Here is a 26885-nt window from a genome sequence, read left to right on the forward strand (position 1 = left end):
ATATAACTACGTTGCTTATTTAATAGACTATGCTTATTTTCTAAATTTCAGCTCAATCTGCTCTACCCTTCCCACGCCGACACCGCTCAGAACAATAAATCACCTGCTCCCAATCTTTCTCCCACTTCTTGCGCCACGTAAACGGACGCTGGCAGACGGGACAGGTTTTTTGCGGTAAGTTTACTTTTTTATGTGCCATTTTTCTTATCCTTGTATAGTAGATTTACTGCAAAACCGATATCGTGCTACTGAGATGAATTTTTCGCAGCCTCTGTTTAGCAGCACGCAAGGAAAATTTATACCAGTAGCACGGGGCTGTTAACGTATCTGTTTTTTACAAACCCACTATCTCTATAAACCTTTATCAATCTGTCTACTTCTGATGCTCTACGCCCTCATACTTCTTAATCCGTCGGCACTGGTCTGAGCAATAGACCATGCTTTCCCAGTTTTTATCCAGCTTCTTCGTCCAGCTAAACTCGCGTTCGCAGACGGGGCAGAGTTTTTTACGGACGTTTTTCTTTTTGTGCGCCATTATTTTCTCATTGGTTGATTTACTACATACATAACGTGTCGCTACGATTTATTGACTAGAAGTACGAACCATAGCCCATCCATTCTAAACTGAATACCGTTCTGCTGGGCTAAATTTTTTAACGCCTTTGTCACGCCCCCGAACAGCCAGCGAGGAAAATTTATACCAGTAGAACGGTGCTAATGACAATTGCTAGTCACAAGTACTAATTTTAAGTACTAGTCGAAAATACTAATCATAATCATCAAAAATTTTATTAAGTCTGTTCAAGCTATTGACGATCAGCTTACCAGATTGATCGGTGCTGGTATCGATGGCGAGCTTCTCATCCATACGCATCGTCAGCGGCTCTAATGCTTGCTTAAGCGCGTTTGCCATGAGCGTGGTTTGCTCAGCGATATCAGGTACATTTGCGTCAGGTGTGTCCATCTCTACAGCGCGCTGCGCGTCTCTCTCTTCACGATAAAGCTGATTGTCCGATAAGCTCTCAGCCATCTTTTGTGCCAGTTGCTCAACCGCGCCGACTAGTTGTACCATGAGTTGTTTTTGCATCTCTTGGTTTTGTTTGAGGTACTCGCCTTCTGCTTTATGGTCGTGCTTATAGAGCTGTGTTAGCTGAGTCATGCTTTTTTCAAAGCCATGGTCGATGCTGTCGCTGACGACTTTGGCATTGTTGATAAAGCTATCGGCGAGGATTTTTTGGGATTCGAGTTGCGCCTCTATCTGCGTCTTTAACTGGGCCTGCTGTCCTGCTTCTCGCAAGCGGGCGATTTGTTCAGGGTCGTTTTGCGTCAAGTATTTATCAAACTGACTGCTAATCGCATTGAAACCATTCGCCAAGTCCACCAATTGCGCGACGATGCGCGCGCCCGTGTCGCCATCTTCGCCGCCCATGGCTTTATTGCGTAAGAAGTCGGTTTTGATTTGCGCCCAGCGCTCTGACTCTTCTTGCGTTAATGTTCCGCGCATCTCACCCAGCTTAAGCAAGTTACTCTCTGCGCCCTGAGTCAAGAGCTGCGACTCGCCCAGATAGTGATCGTCGATAAGTTGGTTCAGCTCGCTGTCGTTCATGACCGCCGATAACTTTTCGGTCATCTTATTCATATTACGATAACTGCCCTGTAGCTTAAATATCGGCTCAACACGATACTTATCATCTTGTGAGGCGGACGCGATATAGGCTTGGTTGACATCGAGGATTACTTCTTGCACCGCAAACATATGACGCAAGATGGCCGTAATCTCATTAATCTCTGAGCTGCTATACGGATAGGTCAGATCGCTACTTTGCGCTTGCATCGCATTGGCATTGTCCGTCCGTGCCATCTTAATCAAACGATGGACATCGGCAAGATCGCGATTGGCAAGCGGCGCTAACACCGCATTAGACGTCAACGCGTTTTCGATATAACTGAGCGCAAAGATCTCTTCCATCCCGCTCATGATATCGCCTAAGTTATAGATATCAGCGCGGTTGGCGAGCATGTCTGGCACTTTAAAGGCTTCGCCGCTTTCGGTATATGGGTTACCCGCCATGACCACGCAGAACTTTTTGCCGCGCATGTCATAGGTTTTGGTTTTGCCTTGCCAAACGCCATCGATACGGCGCGTGCCATCACCGAGCGAGATAAATTTTTGTAAAAATTCGGCGTGTGTATGCTGAATATCATCGAGATAGAGCATGACGTTGTTGCCCATCTCAAAGGCTAAGTTGATTTTATTTAACTCTTCGCGTGCAGTGGCATTGGGCGCTTTTTCGGGGTCTAACGAGGTAACATCATGACCGAGTGAAGGACAATTGATCTTCATAAAAATCAGGCCGAGACGGTTGGCCACGTACTCCATCAAGGTCGTTTTACCATAACCTGGTGGCGATATCATCATGAGGATACCCATCAAGTCGGTACGCTTGTCCTCACCCACTGTGCCCATTTGCTTGGCAAGATTGTCGCCGATGAGCGGTAAATAGCTCTCGTTGATCAAGCGATTGCGCACAAACGAAGACAAGGGACGCGGCATAAATTCGTCCAGTCGCAAGGCGTCTTTTGCCTCATGTAAAATCTCTGAGCGCATGGCAAGATAGCGCTTATAAGCAGGAATCACTTGCGTGTCGTGATGATGCAAACGGTTTAAAAAATCATCGACAGAAAAGCGTAGCGTCTGCTGGTGAATGCGCTCATGCTCGCCTAGTAGATTGTGTACTTGAATCTCAAGTGACACTTTACCCGTACTACGCTCAAAGCTCGTTACTTGATTAAGCGGATTGTTAATACCGCTTAGCGCGGACGTTGAGGAGAATGACAAAGTGGACGATGCGCCAGTTGCGTCTTTTTTCGCGCCGCCTTTTTCAATATTTGCGCCTGCATCGATCAAACGCTGTACCAAGGCATCACGCTGAGCATCGTTCAATTGCGTTAGTAAGATAGCAATCGCTTCGGGCACATAATGGCGACCGCTGTCTAACTCCTGCTTGCGTAGCGCCGCTTTTTCTTCAATGTCAGCAAGCGCTGATTCGCTCAGCGGCTCACTACCATTGTCCGTGCTAGCCATTTGCTCGCTGCTGCTCTCGTTGCTGCTCTCGTTGTTATAGTTTCTATCGAGTAACGCATAAAACCAGGTTGCGAGTAGCTCATAAGCGGATTTGGGTTGCAAGCCAAGCTTACTGATAGCCGATTGTAGTTGCTCAAAACCCGCTGTCTGTTGTAAGTTGCCAGAAGGACTATTCAAGGTGTTGGTCAATTGCTCGCATAGCTGCTCGGCCTGCCGACTGGTCTGCCAATTGAGCGTTTTATGCACATCCGCATCAGATGCTGCAGCCTGTCCCATCACGCTTACCAGATATTCGCTAGCAAGCTGGACATTACTTTGTATAAAGACAGTATTGCTCTGCTTTGTTTCTAAATTCAACGGCTCGTCATTGTAAGCGGCGACAAATCCACGCATGACGTGGGTCATGTCCTCAACCAGTAGCGCTTTGGCAGTGTCACTACCCAAGGTACGGCGCAATTGCTCGGCGGTCACGGCTCTATCCAGCCAATTGCTGATACGGATAAGGGCCGCCTCATTTAGCCAAGTATCATAACCGAACTGACGCAGTGGCTCTAAACCGAGCGCTTGTACGAGGCTCACTTGCCAATAGAAGAGCTGTGCCAGCGCGCGAACTTGTGGGGTATAAATTAACAAGCCCGCTTCTCTCAGCGTTGGCAATATCTGCATCAATAGCAGCGCGGCATCATGGTCATGGATGCCTTTTTCGTAACCGAGCTGATAGCGCGGGGTTGCATAGGTTTTGACCAGCTTGGCAAGCGGACTGTTGCTATCGAGATCGTCATTGCCACTGCTATTGGCATCGATAATACTGACATTCATCGTGCTGACGGTTTCGTCGTAGGCGCGATACAGCTCAGCTTCGCTCAGACCGTCTTGGTTGTGTTTAGCGCTCTCAATGATGCTATACGCCAAGTATTCGGCACGGTAAACCATATGAGACTCGGAGGCAATGTTCATCTCCCAGTACGGACGCAAAGCATTTAGCTCAGCGTTATCGAGCACTTCATAATAGTCTGTCCCTGTCAGATGTAGGTTAAGTACCCGCTTGCTATCGGTCTGCTGACGACTGAGTAAGGTCAAATCTAGCGGCTGAGTGTTGACTGAAAAGCGATGCTTGCCAAGCTTAATGATTTGTCCGCCGTCTTCAAACATGTCAGACTTGTCTTTGAGACGCTTATAGCTTTCAATCTGAATGGCTTTTAGGCGCGCATCGATATCATCGGCTTTGACGCTAAAGCCCATGGCTTGTAGCTCTTTTGCGATGTTACGTACTTTTTGAACGAGGCCATCGGCGGCAAAATACGTGTTTAACGCCTCTTCCTCGCTAAAACCTGTGACGCCTGTGCTTTGCGTGCGTTTTTTAATACTCTCAAGCATACGCAATGCGCCATCGCCTAAGTTTTGCGCTTTGCGGTTGCGGGCATCGAGCAATTGCTGTTTATGGTTTTCAAAGGTTTCATAAATCTCTTCGCGCTTACTGATAATGTCTGCTAAAAACTGATCGCCGTTACTGGTTTCTGGATCTGCAAACTGGCTCTCTAGTTCTTCTAATTGCACCAGCAGTTTTGCCATTTGCTCGTCTGATTTTTCAGGCGTATTGGCAATGGATAAAGCATTAGCAACCGACTGACCCAAGAGCTTAAACTGCGCGCCAAACTGCGCCACCGCTTCCGCTGAGCCTAAGTTTTTACGCTTATGATTGAGCTTGGCTTTGCTTTGATTTAAATTGGCATAAATGGTCGAGATGTCGTCAATGATTTGCGTGCGTACCGTGGCATCAGCCACATCCAACGTGCCGAGCAGTTCGGTCAGTAAATCTAGACCTTGCGCTGTCTCATCGATTTTATCCAAGACAGGCTTTAACTCGGCGTTGGTTTCCGCTACATTTAAGCGCTCACTCACATCTGCCAAGATCTCTTCGTAGCTCGATAATGCCGTGTCGCCGCTTAAAAACACCACGGTTTTTTCGGCAAGCTCGCCCTCTGCTGCTTCTAATTGGGTTTGCAGCGCTTGTAGTTTATTGCCATCTAAATACCGCAATTCTTCTAGCCCAACCAAGCGGCCTTTTTGTCGCCTTAATGCTGAGAGCTGCTCCACATAGTCGCTCGCCGACTCAAAAGTGGTGACACGTATTTGCCGCAATATCTCATCTTGCTGCGTCTCGGCATCGCTAATGGCGGTTTGGGTTTGTTTTTGAATGCTTTGAACTTTGGCAAACTCATCGATGACCAGCTCGGCTGTGGCGGTGACGGCTTTGATGCTACTCGCAATCTCGCTTAAATCCGGCTCAGACAGCCAATAATAGCTATCAAACAGACGGCTGGTATTATCAGCCAGCTCTTCATAGAGCTTCTGTGACACGCTTTGATTGTCGATTAAGCGGGCGATGCTATAAAGGTCGGAGATACCGCGTACCAATTCTTTGTTACCGATTTTGCCATAAAAGCTGGTGCTTTCTGGCAGCTCGCTGACGTACTCAGAGGAAGCATAAGGCGTGTGCCATATCTGCATGGGATGAATGCGCGACGGCTCGCTTTGGTCATTAAACAGCACCAAACGCCCACTGTCTGCCAGCGCCATGCCGTTGCAATAAATGGGATTTGCCAACTGTTTTTTGATGAGGTTGTAAGGGAATAGCCCTGTGATACCCAGCGCTATGTCATAAAACAAAAACAACACGTCCTCACCATTTGGCGAGACAATCTTGCATTTGAACTTTAAGTCTTTGGCGCCAGCATGATTGGCATCGAACAGCTTGTACTCGCCTGTTTGTAGATAATAGCCACCTGGGAAAATAATGCCGTGATCTTCGGGCAACTGCACGCATGACTGACCAATCGCATCCAAACGCAGCACCGCTTCGGTCAAAGTGTTATAAACAAAATAACGATAACTGTCCTCGCGATAAGGCCGTATTTTTAGCAATATTAAGCTGCCGACTTTGGCATAAGCAATCTCAGCATCAGTCAGCGACTGAGTGCGGTCATTGACAGGTTCGCTATAAATGCCCTGCCCCGATTGCGTGTTATCCTCAATCTTAATGGTCAAGTCACCATTCACGGTCTCTACGAATATCGTATCCAAGATATTCATATGCGGATACTTACCATTGATCATCTGATCGCGCGTGGTGTCAATCCAGTCGAAATCATAAGCAGGCGGCAGCTCAATGTCGCGCTCGCCGCGATTGTCGACGTAGGCGACTTGCGCAGATTCTGGCGTGCCTTGGCTAAAATCCAGCGCAAAACGAAAAACGCGGATATCGGTAATGCGCTCACCAATCTGAAACGCCAAGAGCAGTTTGCTGTCTTTGACCGTCAACTGAATCAGGCGCGTCTGTTTGTAATAGCGATACAGCTCATTAAAATCTTGGACGAACGACTCTTGATCTAAAAAGGTGTCTGTTAAATCCACTTCTTCTAAGCGATAGTCTTGCTCGTTGCTGCTTACGCTGTCGCTAATGTCATTTGTGTCCGATGTTTTAGCGATTTGCTCATTAATATGATCGTCGCTATCATCGTTTTCATTGATATGTTCACTACTACGGTCAGCACTTACCTCACGCTCGTTTTGTGGGTCAGCAGGTTCGACCAAGCGATACAGCGATAACACGTCTTTGATGTTGCTTGCGCGTTTGAGACCCATAAACACGTTGTAGCCAAACAACAAATAGCCGCCGACTTGCACCATGTCCTGCGCCACGCAGTTGTATTCGGTACGAATCCGCGTGCGCGCAATGACTTGCATCTGCGTGCTACCAAATTCCGTCAGACGCGCTTGATTGAGCTTGGCCGTTTGCTGCTCTAAGCGGCTGCCTTGTTCGGTCAGGCGTTTTTTTATCAGCTCATAAGCATTACCTGATGCCACCGCCTGATCGGTTTGCTCAGCTTGGTGGTCAGTGTTTTTGCTAGCCGAATCGGTTGGTTTTTGCGTATCCGCCATCGTTGCTCGTCCGTGTTTATTGTTAGCAATAAAGAAAATAGGAGAAAGTTTAAAAAAGAAGCTCATCTAAAAAAACAGTCACAACAGCGGATTTTTTTAGATGAGCCAAATTATTAAAGTTGCGATGATCATAGTTGATTCATTTTAGAGCCGTTACTCTATTACTGGGATGATTGCTTCTGGGGTAAATTTTTCGCAGCCTATGTTGAACAGCAAGTAAGGAAAATTTATACCAGAAGCCTATCACTATTAACGTATCGATCTTATTTCGAACTGACTATATTGGTAATACGATTAATAGGTTGCCTAATGCACTTTGCCACCTAAGCGGCAGAGTGCTTATTTATATAGCTGACTCACCTCGAGAGCATTACGAGGCGACTGGGATGAATTTTTTGCAGCCTCTGTGCTAGCAGCAAGCAAAGAAAATTTATACCAGTCGCGCGTCATTTAAGCAGGCTTGTCGTCATTTGACTGATTGGCTTTAGTCATAACTTGATTGGCCATCATAGTATTGATAAGACCGCTCAACGTGTCTGACTTGCCAGCGAGGCCATCAATGGCTTTACCTATCGATAGTGACTTGGCAAAGTTATCAAAGAAGTGCGCTTCGCCGCCCACAATATCGATTTTGGCTTTTTGGAGCGCCACTGCCAAGACTTCGGCGTTTTCTTTGGCGATCTCTTTACCAGCGTCAATCGATGCCATGGCTTCTTGCAAGGCCGTTTCGAGACCCATACGGAACTCTTCGTGCTCGCGTGCCTCGACGCTCATGCTGCCCATCGCATTGAATTTCTCGACCAGACCATCTGCTTCGGCTTGGAAATGCGCGCGAGTAACTTCGGCTTTGGCCAAGCCAACGTCGCGTTCGGCCTTAGCATTGGATTCACCTTGCGCCGCGATAACCTGAGCATTCGCCAGACCGATATCACGCTCAGCTTTGGCGTTAGATTCACCGCGAGCGGCGATGACTTCGGCATCTGCCATGCCTTTTTCGCGCTCTGATTGTGCTTCTGCCTGACCAGTCGCTTTGATAATATTGGCTTTGGCAATGCCTTCTTTTTCTAAAGAAGATGCTTTAGCTTCTTGAATCGCCGCTTCAGCAAAGCCGTGCGCTGACTCTTCTGCCTTGATGCCTTCCGCCATTCTAATTTTGGCTTCTGAGTCTTTGGCAGCCGCTTCTAGATTGGCATTGGCAAGCGTCGTAATCTCAACCGCTTTGTGCTTGGCAGACAGCTCTTCTGCTTCGGCCTTTTTGACCTGACGCACTTTGATCTCTTCTGCGTCCGCTTCTGCTGCCAGTACGCGCGTTTGCTTAGAACGTTCAGCTTCGCTGACTTCGCGAACTTCTTTGATACGCTCTTCTTCTTGCGCGACCGTTTTGTCTACGGCGATACGGTCACGAATGACATTGGCAATCTCTTTTTTCTCAAGCTCAATCGCACGCTCAGCTTCGATACGTTGCAGATCAACTTCACGCTCACGCGAGACGACTTCTAAATCGCGAGCACGCGTGACTTTTTCTTCTTCGATAACCACAGCACGCAGACGATTCTGACCCGCGACTTCGATTTCACGCTGTTGGTTTTCGCGCTGAATCGCTAGGTCTTGCTCAACCATGATGATGGCAGTTTCGGACTTTTTACGCTCCTCTTCTTCAATCTTACGTGTTTCAGCGGTCTCACGGGCAATGACTGATGAAATTTCACGTTTTTGCTTGGCTTCAGCATCCGCTTGTTGACGCTCCAGCTCCAGCATAGCTTCTACGGTTTCGACATTTTTCTTTTTGACCGCCAGCTCTTCATCACGTTCAAGCTCATTGGTGATGACGTTTTGGAAAGCCGTTAGCTGGGTGATCTTTTTGATACCTTCGGCATCCAAGATATTGCTGGAATCCAAGGATACTTTTGGCGTTTGTTCTAGGTAGTCAATTGCCACATCTTCTAGGATATAGCCGTTTAGATCATTGCCGATCTCTTGGACGATACTGTCGCGGAACTGACTGCGGTTTTCGAACAGTTTGACAAAATCAATCTGCTTACCGACCGTTTTTAGGGCTTCTGAGAATTTTGCATTGAACAGCTCATTGACCGCGACCTTGTCTGAAGCTCTATCCACCCCAACCGATTTGGCCACTTTGAGCACGTCTTCTTCGGTTTCGTTAACGCGCAAATAGAACGCGACCGTGATGTCCGCGCGCATATTGTCCGCACAAATCAGTCCTTCTTTGCCCCGTCTATCCACTTCTAAAGTGATTAGCGAGATTTTCATCAATTCTTTTTTGTTGATGACTGGCCAAACAAAGCCGCCATCAAAACGTACGGCGATCTTGTTAACGCCGTTAATAATTAGTGCTGTACCCTGCTCCACCTTGATGTAAAAGGCTTTGAGCATGAGTAGGGCTGCCATAATAAAAACAAACGCCAGCACCACAACCACGCCGACGATAATGAGTATATCCATGTTCATTCCTTTAATGAAAACATTCCAAGCAAATGTAAAACTGCTCCTACTATTTCTAAAGTTAAATCTCTTATTAATATGCTTTATTAAACTGTCATCTACTTATTTTAAAACTGTAGGGCGACTGGGATAAATTTTATAGTTATTTGTGTTTAGCAGGTGCCACGCGATAGGTATTGGCGGCCTCTAGATACTCGACCAACACCACTTCATCCCCTTGTTTAAGCAAGCTGGCATCAGCATCTGAGCGAATTTTTAAGATAAGTCCAGCGCCGCCGTCATGCAGTTCTGCTTCGCCATGTTTGTCAGTCACACTCAGCGTACGCACGATAGCGATTTTACCGATATTGCTGGCGGCATTGCGCTTGGGAATATTGGCAATGTTTTTACGAATGGGGGAGATAATAAGACCGGTAAGCCACATCGATATCACTAAGACAAAAATGAGAGCACCTGTGCCAAATACATAATACAAAAGACCTGAGTCAAAATACTGATGTAAAAAGCTGGTGTATAAGTAGCTGAGCACCCAACCAATCAAACTAATTAAGGTCAAAATGATAACTAAAGGCACGCCGTACAGACCGAATTTGAGCATAAGGCCAGTAAAAAATCCGGTCGATGTTAAGTTGGAGACATCGGCATCGCTGCCTGATTCCCCAAACTCGACAGAATCCATATCTGCCATCCCAAGCAAAGACACCAGCCAATACAAAGTCACGAACATCACAAGACCCGTAAAAACCACAGTCGGGTATAAACTGATTTTAGTAATGAATACTAAAAAAGACTCTTGCATGGTATGCGTGCTCCTTTTGCTTGTCCAACTGGATTCAACTGCTTGAATCGCTAGATAACAACCTCTAATATTTATGAGATAGAATCAACTTATGTTTCTTTATAGGGGATTATATATACATTGCATGAGATAATACATAGGTTTTGCCATTAACGTCCCCAAACGGGTGAACGCACTAGCCCGCCTGCCTGACCACTGATGGCATAGCTGGTATTGCCAGTTAACGAGTGAATGACCAAGCTGCCGCCGTTTTGACTACCGACTTGCCCGCCCAAATTGGCATTACGTGTGGGATAGACAGCATACTGTCCAGAGGGTGAGAGACGTGCTGGTTCATCGAGTCCCGTGTCAGCCAAATTAATGACTTGGCCAGTAGCGAGCATCATGACCGCCGCCTTACGACCATTGAGATATGCCATGCGCTGACCGTCTAAGCTAAGCTGCGGGCTGGCCGCATAGCTGCCCGTCGATACGAGCGTCGCACTCTCTGTCGCAAAGTTATAACGATAGACGCTTGGGCGACCTGCACGGACTTTGTCACTGGTATAAACAAAGCTTTTGCCATCAACAGCATAGCTTGGCTGCACCTCGGTACTGGGTAAGGTGGTGAGCTGTTTGGTACTACCGTCGCTTAAACGTCTCTCATAAATATCCGCATTACCACCAACCGTTGAGCTATACAGTATTTTTTGTCCATCAGGTGAAAATGACGCTGACAGGTTGCTGCCCTCGCTATTGACGACTAATTGTTGTGTCTTACGGTTGCGATCATAGATATAAATCTTGGGGTGCTCACGTGGGGCTTGTTTGCTATAGGCAAGCTGTTGCCCATCTGCTGACCACGCAGGCGCGTAAATATAACCAGTTAGCTGATCAATCAGTTGGCGATCGCTACCATCCGGACGAATACTATAAAGTGTCGATATTTTGGCGGTGCCGACGCCTTGTTCTTCTACATAAGCAATACGTCCTTGACGATCGATGGCGGACATACGTGCCGTCAGCGGATTGCTCACTTGGTTGCTGCTTGTTTTTATATGAGTATTAGTGGCAGACAAGTTTGGTAGCGTTTGACAGCCCGTTAATACGCTGAAGGATGCCAACGCAATGGTGCTACTTATTATTCTTATACTAGGCTGTGGTGCAGAGGTTTTTAACATAAGAGCGATTCCAGTAGAACGTTGATAAACGCGTTATAAAATAACTGCAAATTTAGAATTTCTTATCTAGACAGTAACCTTAGTCTAGAAGATTAAATGCTTTTCGGTCTTTATTTTACTTGAGACAATACTTTATAGATTATAGCCACACTAACCCTTTATAAGGTTGTAGCTTTAACGCTTGAAGCCTTGACTGTAAATCTCCGACATGAACCTCCAGCTTGTTTCCATCTGGGTCTAAAATATAGCAAGACTGCCCTTCACTGCTATTTTCTTTCCACTCAGTTACATTAAAATTTCTTAATTTAATCACAAACGCTTCAAAATCATTGCTGCTTATATCAAACGCAATATGCGTATAGTCTCGTTTTGCACAGGGCGTATCGCAAGATAAGCAAAGCCATAACTCACCGAGCGTTAAATATGCACCGCCTTGCCATTTTACATGTGCAGTAAAACCTAGAATATGAGTATAAAAGTGTAATGAGCGCTCCAAATCACTGACAGCTATTGTAATATGATTTAATCCTTTCAGCATTGGCATAGCTCCATCGTAGATTTTTTTGTAGTGACAAGCATTCAGTGTAACGTACATTGGACTTTCATTTGGACAAAAAAATGCCCCACTTGTTAGTGAGGCATCTTGAATAAGATTTGAAATGAGCGGAACGTCTTAAGCTCTTATCTTTGATGATTGGCTTATCTAGCAACGGCTTTAAAATAAGCGACTTGGTTGTCATTTCTAATGGTCAAGATAGGCATATTATTGACGTTATTATTAAGGCTGTATTTACCTTGTACCGTCTCTAATGTGGCTTTATCAAAGCTTGCTTGCGGCTCAGGACAGGCCATTAACGTGCTAATGCCGTTTTTAATCTGTACTGTACCATTCATTACCGTATATTCAGCACTCATGTTATTACAGGTATTCATAAATCTGACGCGGTTATTGCCGTTGTCTTTAGAGAAGTTTAACGTCAATGGTTTGGCAGGATTAATAAACAGCTGATCGACTTTATCACCATTGGTACGTTTGGCATCGACCAGCTGCCAATTATAGGCTTGCAAGGCATTAACGGTTACCGGTTTGGCGACTAGTGACGTAATGCTAGGCATACTTTGGCAACCAGCAGCCAATGTGCCAACCGCAAGAATAGCGACGCCCATGGTTTTCGTCATAGTTTTCATCTCAACTCCTTTAATGGTTTTACTCAATATAAAGAACCGCTCGTGAGAAAAGTTTATACCAGTAGAGGATAGGACTGTATGTACCACTTTTGTTTTGGGTTGACAATCGCTGTTTGATAACGATCGCTGCTTTATAACGACTACCGTTTTATAACCACCTAATCAGGCGTGGTAGATTTTTGCTGTTGCAGTGCGGCATAACCTGATAAACGTTTGCGCTCCTCTTCATTGAATAGTTGTTGCTCAATTTGGCTGATTTGGGTTTGCGCTTGCGCCGGATCAGCACCTTGACTGAGAAGACGCTGCTTTTGAGCTTGATATTGATTAAAGCGTTGATCGAAGTTGGCATCTTCTTGATCTACTAGCGCCAATCTTGCAGCAGCTGGTGCGCCTACCAGATCCCGCCGCATTTTGTACAACTCCTCAGCGGTGGCACCTTTTGCTTTCATCTGTTCTGTCCGATCTATCAACTCGTTTAGATTGGCTTGCTGGGTGATATTGGCTTTGGTAGCATTGTCTGGCATACGGCTGATATAGTCTTGCTGAGCTGCTTCTTTTTGAGCCGCCGATAGCTGATCGTTTTGGTTAATTCTGATCATCTCGGTACTATACTCATTATAGTCATCTTCTGCGCCAAAGAAGGCAGTAATGGTTTCTTTTGAGAAATACTGCTGACGTAATCTTGTCACATCTTGCTTTTGTTGCGCGACGACATTTAAATCCAACTCGCCGCTTTTGGTGGCTTGTAATTGCAAATTGCCATAGCGCTTTTCTATTCCTTGCAGCGCTTTGAGATACACCACATACTGATTAAATATCGCAACCGCTTGACTGGCGGCCGGCTCCGGCGTGTGATTGCGAATATAGCTCTCTACGCGTGCGTAGATAACGCTCTCCTCTTCTTCACCAAGCGCTGATAAAAAGTAATCAAACAAGCGCCGTAAGCCTTCGGTGACGACCAATTGCTTGTTTTCATCAATGATAATTTCACCATCGATACTTGTCCCTTGCAAAGAGCGCGGTAGGTTCTCTAGCCCCGTGACAAACGGCTTATTACTTTGAGATGTCGAAGTAGCCGTGTTATTAGGATTGGCCATGTCTAGCGCGCTATTGTTGTCTTGGTTATCCGTTGCTGTAGACGCCAGCTCGGAAGAAGCTACGCTGCTATCATTGGGTTTAAACCATAGAATAATCGCTATCGTGAGCGCGATGATCACTACGATAATAATGATAGGGAAAATAGGGAAACGGCGGTTATTTGACATAGCAAAAACGTCTTATTTGATGGGTCAATTTATATCGTTCATTTACTGTAAAAAGAGTATGGTTCTACTGGTATTGATTTTCCAAAGCCTCTGTCACGCTTGCGAACAGCCAGCAAGGAAAGTTAATACCACTAGAACGTGATTGCCGTATATACCACTTTTATTTTGGATTAACTATCTAGGGTTAATAGATAGAAAACAGAATCGCGGTTGACTCTGTTTTCTATAGCATCCAGAACACGCATTATAGATTGACGTTTTTCAGACGATTCACTTGCGTGCGATAAACAGATTTTGGCTCAGACTCACCCCATGCGGTCAAACCCAATACTTGATCGGCTGAATCTAAGTGATTCATTTTATAATTGTCACGAATGACATAACCAAGCCGACTTGAACAAGCAGAAACCAAACCATCGTTTGCATCACTGCCAAATGGTGCGCCCGTCGCCACTAACAGATAATCGCTAGGATCGAGTCCGCTGGTAAGTTGTCCAACCCCACTAAATGAATAATAGTTGATACCGTTTACTTTAGTGCTGGTTGGCATGCCACAATATGAGGTTGGCATCGCCGCTGGGAATTTTGCATTGAATTTAGCCGCACCATCGGTCGATAAAGCCATTAGCGCTTGCCAGCCGTCTTGCTCTTGGATATCTCTATAACTGATACCTGATCCAATATCTGTAAAGCCACCGATTAGGTTGAACACACCTGCGACCAACTCCGTGGTGATGTTTGCTGACTGGTCTGTATTATTGTTCGGCTCAAGCGTTGCTTTAACAAAATCTGCTGTTTTTGAACCTTGCTCTGGACTTGAGACTGCCGTGACTGAAGCGACGTATTTTGGCGCGACCCCAGCGACATAACGAATATCGATACCGCCTTGGCTGTGCCCAAATAAATTGACTTTAGGTTTGCCTGAAATGGCGGTGATGGTTTTGACCTGTTGTAGCAGTTGCTCACCGCGCACTTCACTGTTATTGACGGCAGAGGTTTTGGTGGTATATACCGTTGAACCACCTTTCATCAACTCATCCGGAATACCATTAAAGTAATCGATAAGTCCAAAGAATGTCGTAAAACCACCAAGTCCATGAGCCATAACGACTGGATACTGAGTCTTAGTATAACTAGAGGTAAAATATTGACTGTCAACCAGCTGACAACCGTTGGCATTGGCACAATTATAATATTGGCCTGCTGCTTGTGCAGAAGTCGTTTGCATGGTCATTAGAAGAACGCCTGTGCTGAGCGCGCCTAGCGTCGGTAGGAGTTTTACTGATACAGACTTTGAGAAGTATGCTTTGAGAATCATAATAACATCCTTGTTATCATTAGAGGTTGGTCGTTTTTATGTATGAGCTTATTTGTTTCATACCGCAAAAAAGCTCTAAAAACCAGCGCTAATCCATTTAGCCACTAGAATTACCATACTTTTATAATTTGCAATATACAATCACATTATTGAATATATTCAATATTTTAGTGACTTTATAGTCACAATTGCGAATATATAAACACCCATATAGGCATTGAAAAATTTCACAAAAGTAAGGAGATATAGTGATAAATACAGTGCTTCTCTCAAAACCGTAAGCCCTACATTTATGCTATAATCTCTCACATTCATTCCATAACTATAAGTAAGATTATGATGACTAAAAAATCCCTTATTCAGTCCCCCGAAGCCATAGAAAAAATGCGTGTGGCCGGAAAACTTGCCAGCGATGTTCTGGTGATGCTTGATGAGCACGTAAAGCTCGGTGTCAGTACTGAGGCACTGAACCAAATTGCCCACGATTATATCGTGAACGTTCAAAAAGCCATTCCTGCCCCGCTCAACTACAATGGCTTCCCAAAATCTATTTGTACCTCTGTCAACCATGTGGTCTGTCACGGTATTCCAACCGAAAGCAAATTGCTTAAAGATGGCGATATCATCAATATTGATGTGACCGTTATCAAAGACGGCTACTATGGCGATACCTCAAAAATGTGGATCATTGGTGAGGGTTCTATCATGGCACAGCGTATCTGCAAAGTGGCTCAAGAGGCGCTATATGCTGGCATGAGTGTGGTCAAAAACGGCGCACGCTTGGGCGATGTGGGCGCGGCTATTCAAGAAGTGGTTGAGCCTGAGCGTTTTAGTATCGTGCGCGAGTTTTGTGGTCATGGTATCAGTAACGAGTTCCATCATGAGCCACAAGTTATGCATCATGGCAAAAAAGGCACAGGCTTTGAGCTAAAAACAGGCATGACCTTTACGATCGAGCCGATGATTAACCAAGGCACGTGGCAGACCAAAATTTTACCAGACGAATGGACAGCGATTACCAAAGATCGTAAGCTGTCTGCTCAGTGGGAACACACGATGGTTGTGACTGACAATGGTTGTGAGGTATTTACCACGCGACCTGAAGAAGACTTAAGCTTTTTGACGCAGTAATCGCAACATATCAAAAGATCGCCTAGGCGGTCTTTTTTTTGGCATATAAACTTGGCATACAAACAGTGTATATTGAATGCTGTGCTTGTTGCGCGTTTACCTTTATACTTTTGATAAGATGATTTGTGTTATACCTCAATCTGATTGTCCGTCATGTGCTTATCGTTTTGACGCTTATCGTTTTAACGCTCATAGCTTTACATTTATAGCTTTACATTTATAGTTTTAACGCTTTATTTTTAAATTCTTATTTGGATAACACTCATGTTTAATTGTGATGTCGCCTCTAATGATCTAACGCCTCTCCCTCTATTATCAAATGATAGCGCGATCGACTCATCGCGACCAGCGAATGCCAGTGCGACAGAAAAATCGCTATTGGGCATCCCTGAATGGTTGAGTCAAATCAATGACGATATCAGTCGGGCGCTTGAGCGCGGTGTCAATATTCGCCAACTGGTGGCGGCACGCGCCTGCGCAATCGATGAGCTACTCATCGCTTTGTTTACTTGGTTTGAATTAGATAAGACCGATTTGGCCTTGTTTGCGACAGGTGGCTATGGCCGCGGTGAGCTATCGCTTTATTCAGACATTGATATTTTGCTGCTCTCTCCTAATGAGATAGACACTGAGACGAGCAGTAAGATCGATAAATTGGTGGCGATGCTTTGGGATATTGGGTTAGAGCCTGCCCTCTCCGTGCGCAGCGTGAATGATGCGTTGGAGGCAGCTCTTGATCATACGATTGCCAGTGCCCAGCTAGAAGCTCGGCTATTGGTAGGTAATGACGCGCTGCAAAACGTCCCCGTTCAAATCGTCAATAAACAGTGGTCGCCCCGTGCGTTTTATGATGTAAAAGTCGCAGAGGCCAGAGAGCGTTATTTACAGCATAATGCCACAGAATATAATCTTGAGCCAAATATCAAAAATGCGCCTGGTGGCCTGCGTGATATCCACCTTGTCGGCTGGGTGACTAAACGTTACTTTCGCGTCAGCAAGCTTTATGACTTGGTACAGCAGAACTTTTTGACAGAAAAAGAGTTCGACGAGCTAAATTTTGCAGAAGGGTATTTGTGGCAAATACGCCATTACTTGCATGTTTTAACTGGTCGCAACGAAAACAAGTTGCTGTTTGATTATCAGCGTGAAATTGCTCAGTTAATGGGTTATGAGACCCAGCCAGACGATCAACCCAATGCGGCGGTTGAGCGCTTCATGCGTGACTATTATCGCTGTGCCATGAAGATCTCAACCCTGTCTGAGATGTTGACCAACCATTACTATGAGACGATTATCGAGCCGCATCTACCCGATGAGGAGCGCCCGAAAAAACAGCCAATCAATGCCCGCTTCAACCAAGTTGGCGACCAGATTTCCATGTCGCATCATAGGGTATTTGCCCAGCATCCTGAATCGATTCTAGAGATGTTTTTGTTGATGGGTCAATACGGCATCAAAAACGTCCGTACCCATACGTTACGCGCGCTCAAAATCGCGGCGCGCGGCATCGATCAGGTGTATCGTGACAATCCTGCCCATCAAGCGTTGTTTTTGGCCAATTTAAAAGAACAAAATTATTTGTTCCATCGTCTGCGTACCATGAATCGCTATGGTGTCTTAGGCAACTATATTCCGGCGTTTTCGCAAGTCACAGGCTTGATGCAATACGATTTGTTTCACCGGTATACGGTGGACGCGCATACCCTGTTCTTGATTCGAATTTTGCACCGTTTTACTGACCCGCGTTTTTATGAAGACTTTCCATTGGTCAGCTCCATTTTTCAACGTATCGAGCGTAAAGAGATTCTGGTATTGGCCGCGATGTTCCATGACATTGCCAAAGGTCGCGGCGGCAATCATAGTGAGCTTGGTCAAACAGAGTCGATTGATTTTTGCTTGGCACATGGTATGAGTTTGGCAGATGCCAATCTGGTTGGTTGGCTGACTCGCTATCATTTACTCATGTCGATGACGGCTCAGAAAAAAGACATCTCGGACCCAGAAGTCGTTACTATTTTTGCCAATTTAGTGGGCAACGTGACCCATCTCAATCATCTTTATGTGTTAACCGTTGCTGATATGAATGCCACCAATCCACAGTTGTGGAACAGCTGGCGCGCCACTCTTATGAAGCAGTTGTACTCGCAAACGCGGCGCATTTTGCGCGCTGATATAGACGCGCCCACCAACCGTCAAGACATGATCAGTGCCACGCGCAAGCAAACCCTAGAGATGCTCGACAATGTCAGCAATCAGCACATGAATCGCGACGAGGTATTGCGACTCTGGGATGATCTTGGCGATGAATACTTTCTGCGTGAGATTGCAGAAGATATTTTATGGCATACCGAAGCCATCTTAAACCATCCGCCCATTGGTTTGGCTTCCAATGCTGATAGTCCGCCATTGGTTGTGTTGCGAGAGCACCGCGAGCTGGCACTTGATGCGGTACAGGTTTTTGTCTATACCCAAGATCAGACAAATTTATTTGCGGTGACGATGGCCGTATTTGACCAGATGAATCTGGACGTCTTGGATGCTCGCATCATTACAGCCACTCGTGACTTTGCTTTGGACTCGTACGTGCTTCTTGATCCTAGCGGTACGCTGTTGGTGGATGAAGAGAGTCAGCAAGAGCTTAAGCAGCGTCTGATCAATGCCTTTAAAGACCCAACGGTCTTGAAGCTGACCAACAAGCGCATGCCGCGCCAGCTCAGACATTTTGAGGTCACTACGATGATTGGTTTTGAGTTTAATGAAGCGTCAGATCAGCACATCATGAGTTTAGAGACGCTCGATCAACCAGGACTACTGGCACGCGTGGGGCAGGTATTTTTGCAAGAAAAAATTGAAGTCCATGCGGCGCGTATCACCACTTTAGGCGAGCGTGCCGAGGATATGTTCTACATCAGTGACCAAAATGACGAACCCCTATCTAGCGATAGGCTTAATAGCTTAAAATCAGCTCTACTTGCCAGCCTGAGTGTACAAAAAGAAATCAACGTAATCTGATATCAGCAATCGGTGCCTTGATGAAACAGGTTTTTAATTCATTAAGACATTGATTCGTAAAAGCTGGGATTCATGAAAGATCGAATTGAGTTGATAAAAGCTTTGATAGATAGAGCTTTAATCGGCAGCGGCATGGGCTTATCAAAGCTTTAATGAACGGAGACGTTGATTGACAACGGAATGGATTGGAAAAGAGATGGATTGCCTAAAGCATTCTTGAATAAGGCTATGCTTTACGCAATCTCTTTTATATGATGCTTTTATATATTATCTCACTGGCATGTTCATCAAGTTCATCGTCAGCAAGATCAGGAGGTAAGATCTTTGCATCTAGCTGCTGCTGAGTTAATAACAAGCGTCCTACATCCACTTCTTTTTGTAGTAACCCGTGTAAACTGGCAAGATGAAACTGTCCGTCAAAATAGTTATACAGCTGGCGCAAAGAAATAGGGGCATTGGCATGTACATCGGGAAACAGACTGTCCTCTGCCAATATAACCATCTCATTAAATGCTTCTTCGCTTACTAGCTCTTCTTTATCGATTTTGCGTTGTAATTGGCTCGCTGTTCGTCCTTTGGCCATCAGCATAGAGACAAAAATAGCCGTTTGTAAAATAAATAAAGTGATGTATTGCCACATAGGTAAGGAGATACCCAACAGGTTGCCAATTAGCATTAGTACCATGGCGACTACTACATAACCGACCAAGTGCCAAAGCAACCACATCATAAAACTATTTTCACTATACCAAACCATCTTTCTTTCTTTATAAATGAGTAACTGCTGACGCGCCTGCCACCAGTACTGTTCTCGTTGTTTCAATAGCTCATACAATTGAGTATGATGCTGATGGCTGTCAACGCTATCAACCGTATTATCATCAATATTTTTGGCGTCTGGTTCGTCAGTTTTGGGAACACTAAGCATATCAAATTACCCTTATAATGATTTATCATTAAGACTGACAGCGATTTTTATATTAATATAAGTTATCAATTGATAAGCTTTATTCAACGCTTTTAAGTCCCACACGATCGATGGTGACTTAGTGAATGATGAGAATTTATAGTTCAACAAACAGTCTTACAATGAGAAAAAAAGAAAAAATAAGAGAATTGCCACACTGCTGGAATGTAACTTTTCTTTATAACTTTATTATTTAATTGTCTATTATAGTTACCCTAATTATGAATCACAACTTAGCTGCTCTACACCCTTATCCCTTTGCAAAGATGGCAACATTACTTGCGAACAGCACGCCAGCCATAGCCTATAGCGAAATCAAACTAGGAATTGGCGAGCCAAAACATGAGCCACCCACCTTCGTTTTGGACGTGCTAAAGGAAAACTTGGACAAAATAAGTCATTATCCGACCACCAATGGGATATTTGAGCTGCGCCAAACCATCGCTCATTGGCTTGAGAAGCGGTTTTTCTTACATCATGTCGATGCCGCGACGCAAGTATTGCCTGTTATGGGCACCCGTGAAGCCATTTTCAGCTTGGTGCAAGCGGTGATTGATCACCAAGCAATCGATACAACAGACAATGCATTGTCAGTGTCCGATCAGCCACCAACGGTTATCATGCCCAATCCGTTTTATCAGATATATGAAGGCGCGGCGATCCTTGCACAGGCAACGCCCTACTTTGTGCCGTGTACCTCTGATAATGATTTTAAAGGCAACTATCGCGCGATACCCAAGGAGATATGGACTCGCACGCAGCTCTTGTTTGTCTGTAGTCCAAACAATCCGACAGGCTCGGTCATGACGATGGATGATTGGGAATATCTCATTCGCTTGTCTGATCAATACGGCTTTATCATTGCAAGTGATGAGTGCTATAGCGAGCTGTATTTTGATAGTGCACCCATTGGCTTATTGCAGGCTTGCGCCGCGCTTGGTCGTCATGATTTTAAAAACTGTGTCGTGTTCCACTCTTTATCCAAACGCTCAAACTTACCCGGTCTACGCTCAGGCTTTGTGGCGGGTGATGCCAAAATTTTGCAAGCTTACTTGCAATACCGCACCTATCAGGGCTGTGCGATGCCCATACCGCATCAACTCGCCTCTATCGCCGCATGGCGAGATGAGCGCCATGTCATACATAACCGCCAGCTGTATCAAGAAAAGTTTGCCTTATGGATGGCTGAGCTTGGTGATTTGTTGACGCTGCGGATGCCTGAGGCTGGTTTCTACTTTTGGATAAAAGTCCCTGAGCAATTCGCAGGTGATGATGAAGTGTTTGTCAAAGCCTTGTATGAGCAGGTCAACATTCATGCATTGGCAGGTCGCTATTTGTCTCGTGAAATCGATGGGCACAACCCTGGAAAAGGCTTCGTGCGGGTTGCACTGGTCGCAAGTGTCGATGAAAGCCGTGAAGCGATTGGTCGCATTCGTCAGCTGCTTGGCGCCTAAACAAGAATCATAATAGATACCTGAAATGATGCTATAGTAAATGCTCTTGCCGATATGCCATCAAGGATGATGCCATGCCCCATCTTGATTTTACCCAGCCTCCCTTCGATGTTCTAAGTTTGGCTGAGCGTCAAAGCATCCGAAAAAGCACTCAAATTCGCTACCTTGCCAAAAACGAGAGTCTGCCACCAGAAGAATTGCAGTATCTTTATGTGGTGATTAAAGGACGGATTGAGCAGCTGCTTGACGGAGAGTTTGTGGCTTCCTACTTGGGCAGCAATCACGCTGAGGAAGCCAACAATAACGATTGGTTCGACAGTCGGCGCTCACCCGAATCTCGTGACTCTAAACGGCTTGGCTCTGACTTTCCTGATTCTAAAAGCCTTAATTCTAAACCTATTGATAAGTCAGGCCGACAAGCAGATGACACAGATAGTACGGGTCACAAAACCACAGCCACTTATCAGTTTAGAGCCGCCGAAGACACCTTACTATTGCAAGTGGCTGGCAGTGCCATCGACAAAATCAGTGCACAAAACCATCTGGTGCGTCAGCTATTATCAGACAAGCTGCCTGAACGATTAAAAGCCCTACAGCAACGCCGTAGCGGCAAAACCATGGATCGCACAAGCTATAACAATCAGCAAGAAGTGCAGCAAATTATGCTGCAACCAGTAACGGATGTAACCTTGTTGCCAGTACACCTAGTCGATGCCAACCACAGCTTATTCGATGCTGCCCGCACTATGACAAAAGCGGGATTAAAACACGTACTGGTGCGACCCATAGATCATGCAAATAACGACGTATCTTCACCACATGGCATAGAGCACGCAGACCGTCTATTGGGTATTCTTACCGATACCGATATCTGCCGTGCGGTAAGTGATCAGCAAGACCTGATGACCACTCCTTGCCAGCGTTATACCAACTTCAATCTACGTACCATCAAAGCGAGCGATGAGATTGGTGACGCCATGCTAACCATGACCCGCTATCGTATTCATAGACTGCCCGTCATTGACGTAAATGGCGACGTGGTTGGTATATTGGGACAAAGCGACATGCTCGCTCACATCAGCCACCACTCGCAGCTCATTAGTATTCAAATCGAACAAGCAAAAGACTTATCCAGCCTCGATACTGCCGTTGAATTGATCGGTCGTTATATTCGTGCTCAGCATCAAAATGGGGTCAAAATCGGTAACATCAGCCGTATGGTACAGACTTTAAATGCCCAAGTATTCACCAAGCTTTGGCAGATGATCGTACCTGAAGAAGTCATCGAAAATACGTGCCTCATCGTCATGGGCTCAGAAGGTCGCGGCGAACAAATCATGCGTACGGATCAAGACAATGCCCTCATCATACGCGACGGCTACACTCATCCAGAGTTGGCGCAGTTTGCAGATATCTTTAACACCCATTTGGCGAGTCTCGGCTATCCCCTATGCGATGGCAATATCATGATGAGCAACCCAATGTGGCGACAACCGCTAAAACAGTTTCATGCACAGATTGGGGTATGGTTTAAAAACACAGAGCCGATGTACGGTATTTACTTATCTGCCATACTCGATGGGGAATACGTCTGCGGTGACGAATCCCTATTGGTACAGGTGCGTCAGCATCTAAAAACGGCCCATCGTCAGTCAGACCCTATGTTTGTACGGCAGTTTGCCCGCGCCGCTCTACAGTTCGGTGATGTCAATCAGTGGTGGCAAAAGTTTGTGCCGTTATTGGGCGGTAAATCAGCATCGTCAGACATTGATCTCAAAAAAGCAGGGATCTTTCCCTTAGTTCACGGTATTCGTACCTTAGCATTAGAAAACGATATCTTAGAGGTTCCAAGTACCAAAAATCGCCTCAAAGCATTGGTGCAAGCACAGGCCTTGACCCAAGAGCGAGCGGATACATTGCTAGAAGCCTTAGAGTTTTTTATGGCACAGCGTTTGTCCGTCGCCCTCTCAACCGATGATCGGCACGCACGCCAAGTCAACCCAATGACGTTAACCGCGCTTGAGCGCGACTTGTTAAAAGAGTGTTTGGCGGTGGTCAAAAGCTTTAAAACACAGCTACGTCAGCACTATCAATTAGAGATTGCTAACTAACGGCTGTTAATGAAAACCTTCTGACATAGGCCTTATGACAAAAGCTTTTTTGATAAAAGAGCGCTAACGAGAGTTTATAACGAGTGTTTGACTTAAAGGGATGGGCAAGCGTCATGAGTTGGCTAAAACAATTAACAGGCACGTGGCAAAAGAACCAGCTACAGCGTCCAGAGCTGGCCTCGATGTTTACCAAACCCGCTGCCAATGAGTGGGTCGCAATTGACTGTGAAATGACGGGGCTCAATCCAAAAAAGCACCATCTTTTATCTGTCGCCGCGATTCATATTAACGACAATACGATCGATACTGGTAACGGTATGCACGTGGTCTGCAAGCCGCCTGTGATGCCAGACCGCGATACCATTGTCATTCATGGACTGCGTACCGCCGATGTTGAGCACGGCATGAGCTATGATGAGATGTTGGCACTGTTGTTACCGTTTATAGACAATCGACCCATCGTGGGTTTCTGTACGCAATTAGACATCGGGTTTTTAAACCCTGTGGTCAAACGTTATATGGGCACGGCGCTGCCGAATAAAGTCATCGATGTGCGTCAGTTATATAGCAAACGCATGGGCGACCGTACGCAAGGTATCCCGAATCAATCACAGCGTTTGGCCAATATCTTGGCGCATTATGGCATTCCTGAGCTGGATGCGCATGATGCTTATAACGATGCGATTATGACTGCCATGGCGTTTTTGCATCTCCGCTCACGTGGATGAGTGATACTCACAGCCATTTTTATTCAAAGCCAGTTCAGTTTATCGTCGCTCTACTTTAAAAGAAGATGGTTCTACTGGACTTCGCTTCTACGCGAAAACAGCAACTCGTGTTACCATGAGCCATTTTTTTTACCTGACAGACAGATGCTCATGCAACCTACCTCTACACGCGCCCGCCCCCTTAGTAATGACACCATCGTTCGCACCAAACCAAAAGCGTTTAGAAATCCTTTACCAGCGTTTTTTCAAACCCGCAGACGTGCCTCTTGGCTTGCTCTATTAGCCACCACCATCGTAGCGCCACTCAGCGCTCAAGCGGCTTTGCCACAAGCGATTCAAGCCGCCTTATCAAGAGCGGACTTATCAGAGCAAGATATTAGTATCGTCATCACCCCAGTCGGCGACAAGAATGCCAGCCACCTTCCTGCGCCTATTCAAGTTGTCGATAGCCACGGCTCACAGAGCGTAGAGCCGACTACTGGTCACCATAGCGCCTTTGATCAACATAGCGCATTAGTTACTATTGAAAAGCGCACAATCAAAAAGCACGAACAAAAAATACACGCTTATACTGACGACCCGTATACCTACCAAAGCTTGGAGAGTGTACCGACGCTCATTCCTGATCATTATTATTCAGCCCCTTCTTCATCTACCAGCCCTCAAGAGACGGGCGATGAAAACAATAATGCTAATAACAATGGCAATGGCAATGGAAGTGAAAACAATCAAACCCATAGCGCTTCCTCATCGCTCAAAATCTCTTTTTCGCCGTTACTGAGTCATCAGCCTGACATCGCTCGTACACCTGCCAGCACCATGAAGCTTGTTCCCAGCTTTATCGCTTTAGATATGCTGGGCGCGGATTTTGTCTGGCATACGCGGGTTTACCATACTGGTGTGATTGTGAATGATCGTCTATATGGCGATTTGGTCATTCAAGGTAGCGGCGATCCCAAAATGACCCATGAGCGATTAGAACAGCTACTGTACCAAGTACAAGCCTCAGGCATTCGCCATATCGACGGTGATATCGTCGTCGATAGCGCCATTTTTCACAACGTGACAAAAAACCCTGCCGCCTTTGATAATGATCCACTGCGTCCCTACAATGCCAGCCCAGATGGTTTTTTGGTCAACTTTAGCACCCTTGGTATCAAAACCTATCCGATGAGTAACGGTCAAGCCAGCCTGACTTATGAGCCGACACTCGCGAACTATCAACTACCAAACCTCATAAATACACGCTCAGCGGCTTGTGGGCAAGCCCGCTATAGTCTCGCGCCTAAGTGGCAGACCAATCGATTGGTATTAAACGCGTCCCTACCAGACCGCTGCCAAGAGCATGTTTTTTATATCGCTTATCCCGATGCCAAGGCATTTGCCGCTCGTGTCATCGCTGGCAAATGGCAAGCGCTCGGTAATACGCTGAGCGGCCGCGTTATCACTCAAGAAACCCCTTATAATGCCGCAGAAAAGACCAAGCACGCTCACGGTCTAGCGGCACTACCCATGTCACCGCTGCCCATTGTCAGTTATCCCTCACTGAATCTAAGACAGCAGATTTATGATATCAATCACTTTTCAAACAATGTCATGGCGGAGCAAGTAGCCTTATCAATAGGCGCCTATCATCAAGACAACAACGCTTCATTGAATACCAAAAAAGGCGGCAGTCCTAAAAACACCATCAATCAAAAAGTAAACAATGAAAAGGTTGATAATCAACTCTTTAGCCACAAAACAAGTAGCTTATACCAATTTGGTCAACCTACGACAACTGATTATCCGGCAACCTTACAGACAATCAACCAGTGGTGGCAAAACCACTTGAAAACGCCGCCACCGCATCTGACCAACGGCTCAGGGCTGTGCCGCGACTGTACGATTACCGCTGCCAACTTGAGCGAACTGTTGACGTATGCTTATAATCGTCCAAACTTTGATGCCTACGTCAACGCTTTAGGCGTGGCAGGCGTCAGTGGTACTATTGCGGCTCATAGTGATCGATTGCCTGAATCGTCAGCGATTGGTCGCGCCTGGATCAAAACCGGCACCTTGAACAATGTGACGTCGATGGCAGGCTATGTCAAAGGTCTATCAGGACAGGACTATGTCGTCGTGGGGCTGATTAACAGCGATCAGGCGTTGAATCCTTATGCTGCTCGGCCCGTGTTGGATGCGATGCTTGACTGGACCGCGCAGCACTAGTTTTCACTAATCCCTTGAGCCACTGTAAAACGCGGGTTAGTGGCGCAAAAG

Annotated in this window: 17 protein-coding genes; 6 read left to right on the plus strand and 11 right to left on the minus strand. The window is 45.9% G+C overall.

From position 1 onward, the window contains the following. Nucleotides 1-52 precede the first annotated feature (52 nt). From AAJP47_RS12775 to AAJP47_RS12820, 10 genes are all read right to left on the minus strand, one after another. The gene (locus AAJP47_RS12775; protein ID WP_346718276.1) at nucleotides 53-199 is read right to left on the minus strand and encodes a DUF2256 domain-containing protein; all 147 of its coding nucleotides are present in this window, start codon (nucleotides 197-199) and stop codon (nucleotides 53-55) included. 174 nt (nucleotides 200-373) lie between these two features. After that, nucleotides 374-535 carry a DUF2256 domain-containing protein gene (locus AAJP47_RS12780; RefSeq protein ID WP_075106903.1) on the minus strand — a complete coding sequence of 54 codons (162 nt, stop codon included), beginning with the start codon at nucleotides 533-535 and terminating at the stop codon, nucleotides 374-376. 231 nt (nucleotides 536-766) lie between these two features. Continuing rightward, a complete protein-coding gene (locus tag AAJP47_RS12785; RefSeq protein ID WP_346718277.1) occupies nucleotides 767-7027 on the minus strand; it encodes a DNA repair ATPase in 6261 nt (2086 codons plus the stop codon). A 450-nt stretch (nucleotides 7028-7477) separates the two neighbouring features. Beyond that, entirely contained in the window at nucleotides 7478-9490 is a 2013-nt protein-coding gene (locus AAJP47_RS12790; protein WP_346718278.1) for a flotillin family protein, read from the minus strand. A gap of 142 nt (nucleotides 9491-9632) precedes the next feature. Then, nucleotides 9633-10289 carry a hypothetical protein gene (locus tag AAJP47_RS12795; RefSeq protein WP_346718279.1) on the minus strand — a complete coding sequence of 219 codons (657 nt, stop codon included), beginning with the start codon at nucleotides 10287-10289 and terminating at the stop codon, nucleotides 9633-9635. A gap of 149 nt (nucleotides 10290-10438) precedes the next feature. Then, complete coding sequence (locus tag AAJP47_RS12800) at nucleotides 10439-11449, minus strand: Xaa-Pro aminopeptidase (protein WP_346718280.1); 1011 nt, start codon at nucleotides 11447-11449, stop codon at nucleotides 10439-10441. Nucleotides 11450-11588: 139 nt separating this feature from the next. Beyond that, nucleotides 11589-11987 carry a fosfomycin resistance glutathione transferase gene (gene fos, locus AAJP47_RS12805; RefSeq protein WP_346718313.1) on the minus strand — a complete coding sequence of 133 codons (399 nt, stop codon included), beginning with the start codon at nucleotides 11985-11987 and terminating at the stop codon, nucleotides 11589-11591. A gap of 161 nt (nucleotides 11988-12148) precedes the next feature. After that, entirely contained in the window at nucleotides 12149-12637 is a 489-nt protein-coding gene (locus tag AAJP47_RS12810; RefSeq protein WP_346718281.1) for an META domain-containing protein, read from the minus strand. 158 nt (nucleotides 12638-12795) lie between these two features. Then, on the minus strand, nucleotides 12796-13902 hold the full coding sequence (locus tag AAJP47_RS12815) for a lipase secretion chaperone (protein ID WP_346718282.1): 1107 nt from the start codon (nucleotides 13900-13902) through the stop codon (nucleotides 12796-12798). Between the two features lie 244 nt (nucleotides 13903-14146). Continuing rightward, nucleotides 14147-15220, minus strand: coding sequence for an esterase/lipase family protein (locus tag AAJP47_RS12820; RefSeq protein ID WP_346718283.1), 1074 nt, complete (start codon nucleotides 15218-15220; stop codon nucleotides 14147-14149). Nucleotides 15221-15559: 339 nt separating this feature from the next. Between AAJP47_RS12820 and map the strand changes: the two genes are divergently transcribed. Both map and glnD read left to right on the plus strand, forming a co-directional pair. Further along, a complete protein-coding gene (gene map / locus AAJP47_RS12825; RefSeq protein ID WP_497198732.1) occupies nucleotides 15560-16351 on the plus strand; it encodes a type I methionyl aminopeptidase in 792 nt (263 codons plus the stop codon). Between the two features lie 264 nt (nucleotides 16352-16615). Continuing rightward, nucleotides 16616-19363, plus strand: a complete 2748-nt coding sequence (glnD, locus tag AAJP47_RS12830) for a [protein-PII] uridylyltransferase (RefSeq protein WP_346718285.1) — start codon at nucleotides 16616-16618, stop codon at nucleotides 19361-19363. Between the two features lie 247 nt (nucleotides 19364-19610). Here the strand turns inward: glnD and AAJP47_RS12835 are convergent, their stop codons facing one another. Beyond that, nucleotides 19611-20291 (minus strand): hypothetical protein, encoded by a 681-nt coding sequence (locus tag AAJP47_RS12835; protein ID WP_346718286.1) that lies wholly within the window; start codon nucleotides 20289-20291, stop codon nucleotides 19611-19613. 260 nt (nucleotides 20292-20551) lie between these two features. Here AAJP47_RS12835 and dapC point away from each other — a divergent pair, with 260 nt between their 5' ends. The 4 genes from dapC to AAJP47_RS12855 all read left to right on the plus strand — a co-directional run bounded on the left by dapC (nucleotide 20552) and on the right by AAJP47_RS12855 (nucleotide 26834). Further along, the gene (gene dapC, locus AAJP47_RS12840) at nucleotides 20552-21784 is read left to right on the plus strand and encodes a succinyldiaminopimelate transaminase (protein ID WP_346718287.1); all 1233 of its coding nucleotides are present in this window, start codon (nucleotides 20552-20554) and stop codon (nucleotides 21782-21784) included. Nucleotides 21785-21858: 74 nt separating this feature from the next. Then, nucleotides 21859-23895 (plus strand): DUF294 nucleotidyltransferase-like domain-containing protein, encoded by a 2037-nt coding sequence (locus AAJP47_RS12845; protein WP_346718288.1) that lies wholly within the window; start codon nucleotides 21859-21861, stop codon nucleotides 23893-23895. Nucleotides 23896-24008: 113 nt separating this feature from the next. After that, nucleotides 24009-24623, plus strand: coding sequence for a 3'-5' exonuclease (locus AAJP47_RS12850; RefSeq protein WP_346718289.1), 615 nt, complete (start codon nucleotides 24009-24011; stop codon nucleotides 24621-24623). A 150-nt stretch (nucleotides 24624-24773) separates the two neighbouring features. Then, nucleotides 24774-26834 carry a D-alanyl-D-alanine carboxypeptidase/D-alanyl-D-alanine-endopeptidase gene (locus tag AAJP47_RS12855; RefSeq protein ID WP_346718290.1) on the plus strand — a complete coding sequence of 687 codons (2061 nt, stop codon included), beginning with the start codon at nucleotides 24774-24776 and terminating at the stop codon, nucleotides 26832-26834. Nucleotides 26835-26885 lie beyond the last annotated feature (51 nt).

The sequence above is a fragment of the Psychrobacter halotolerans genome, assembly GCF_039680845.1.
Classification (GTDB): Bacteria; Pseudomonadota; Gammaproteobacteria; order Pseudomonadales; family Moraxellaceae; genus Psychrobacter.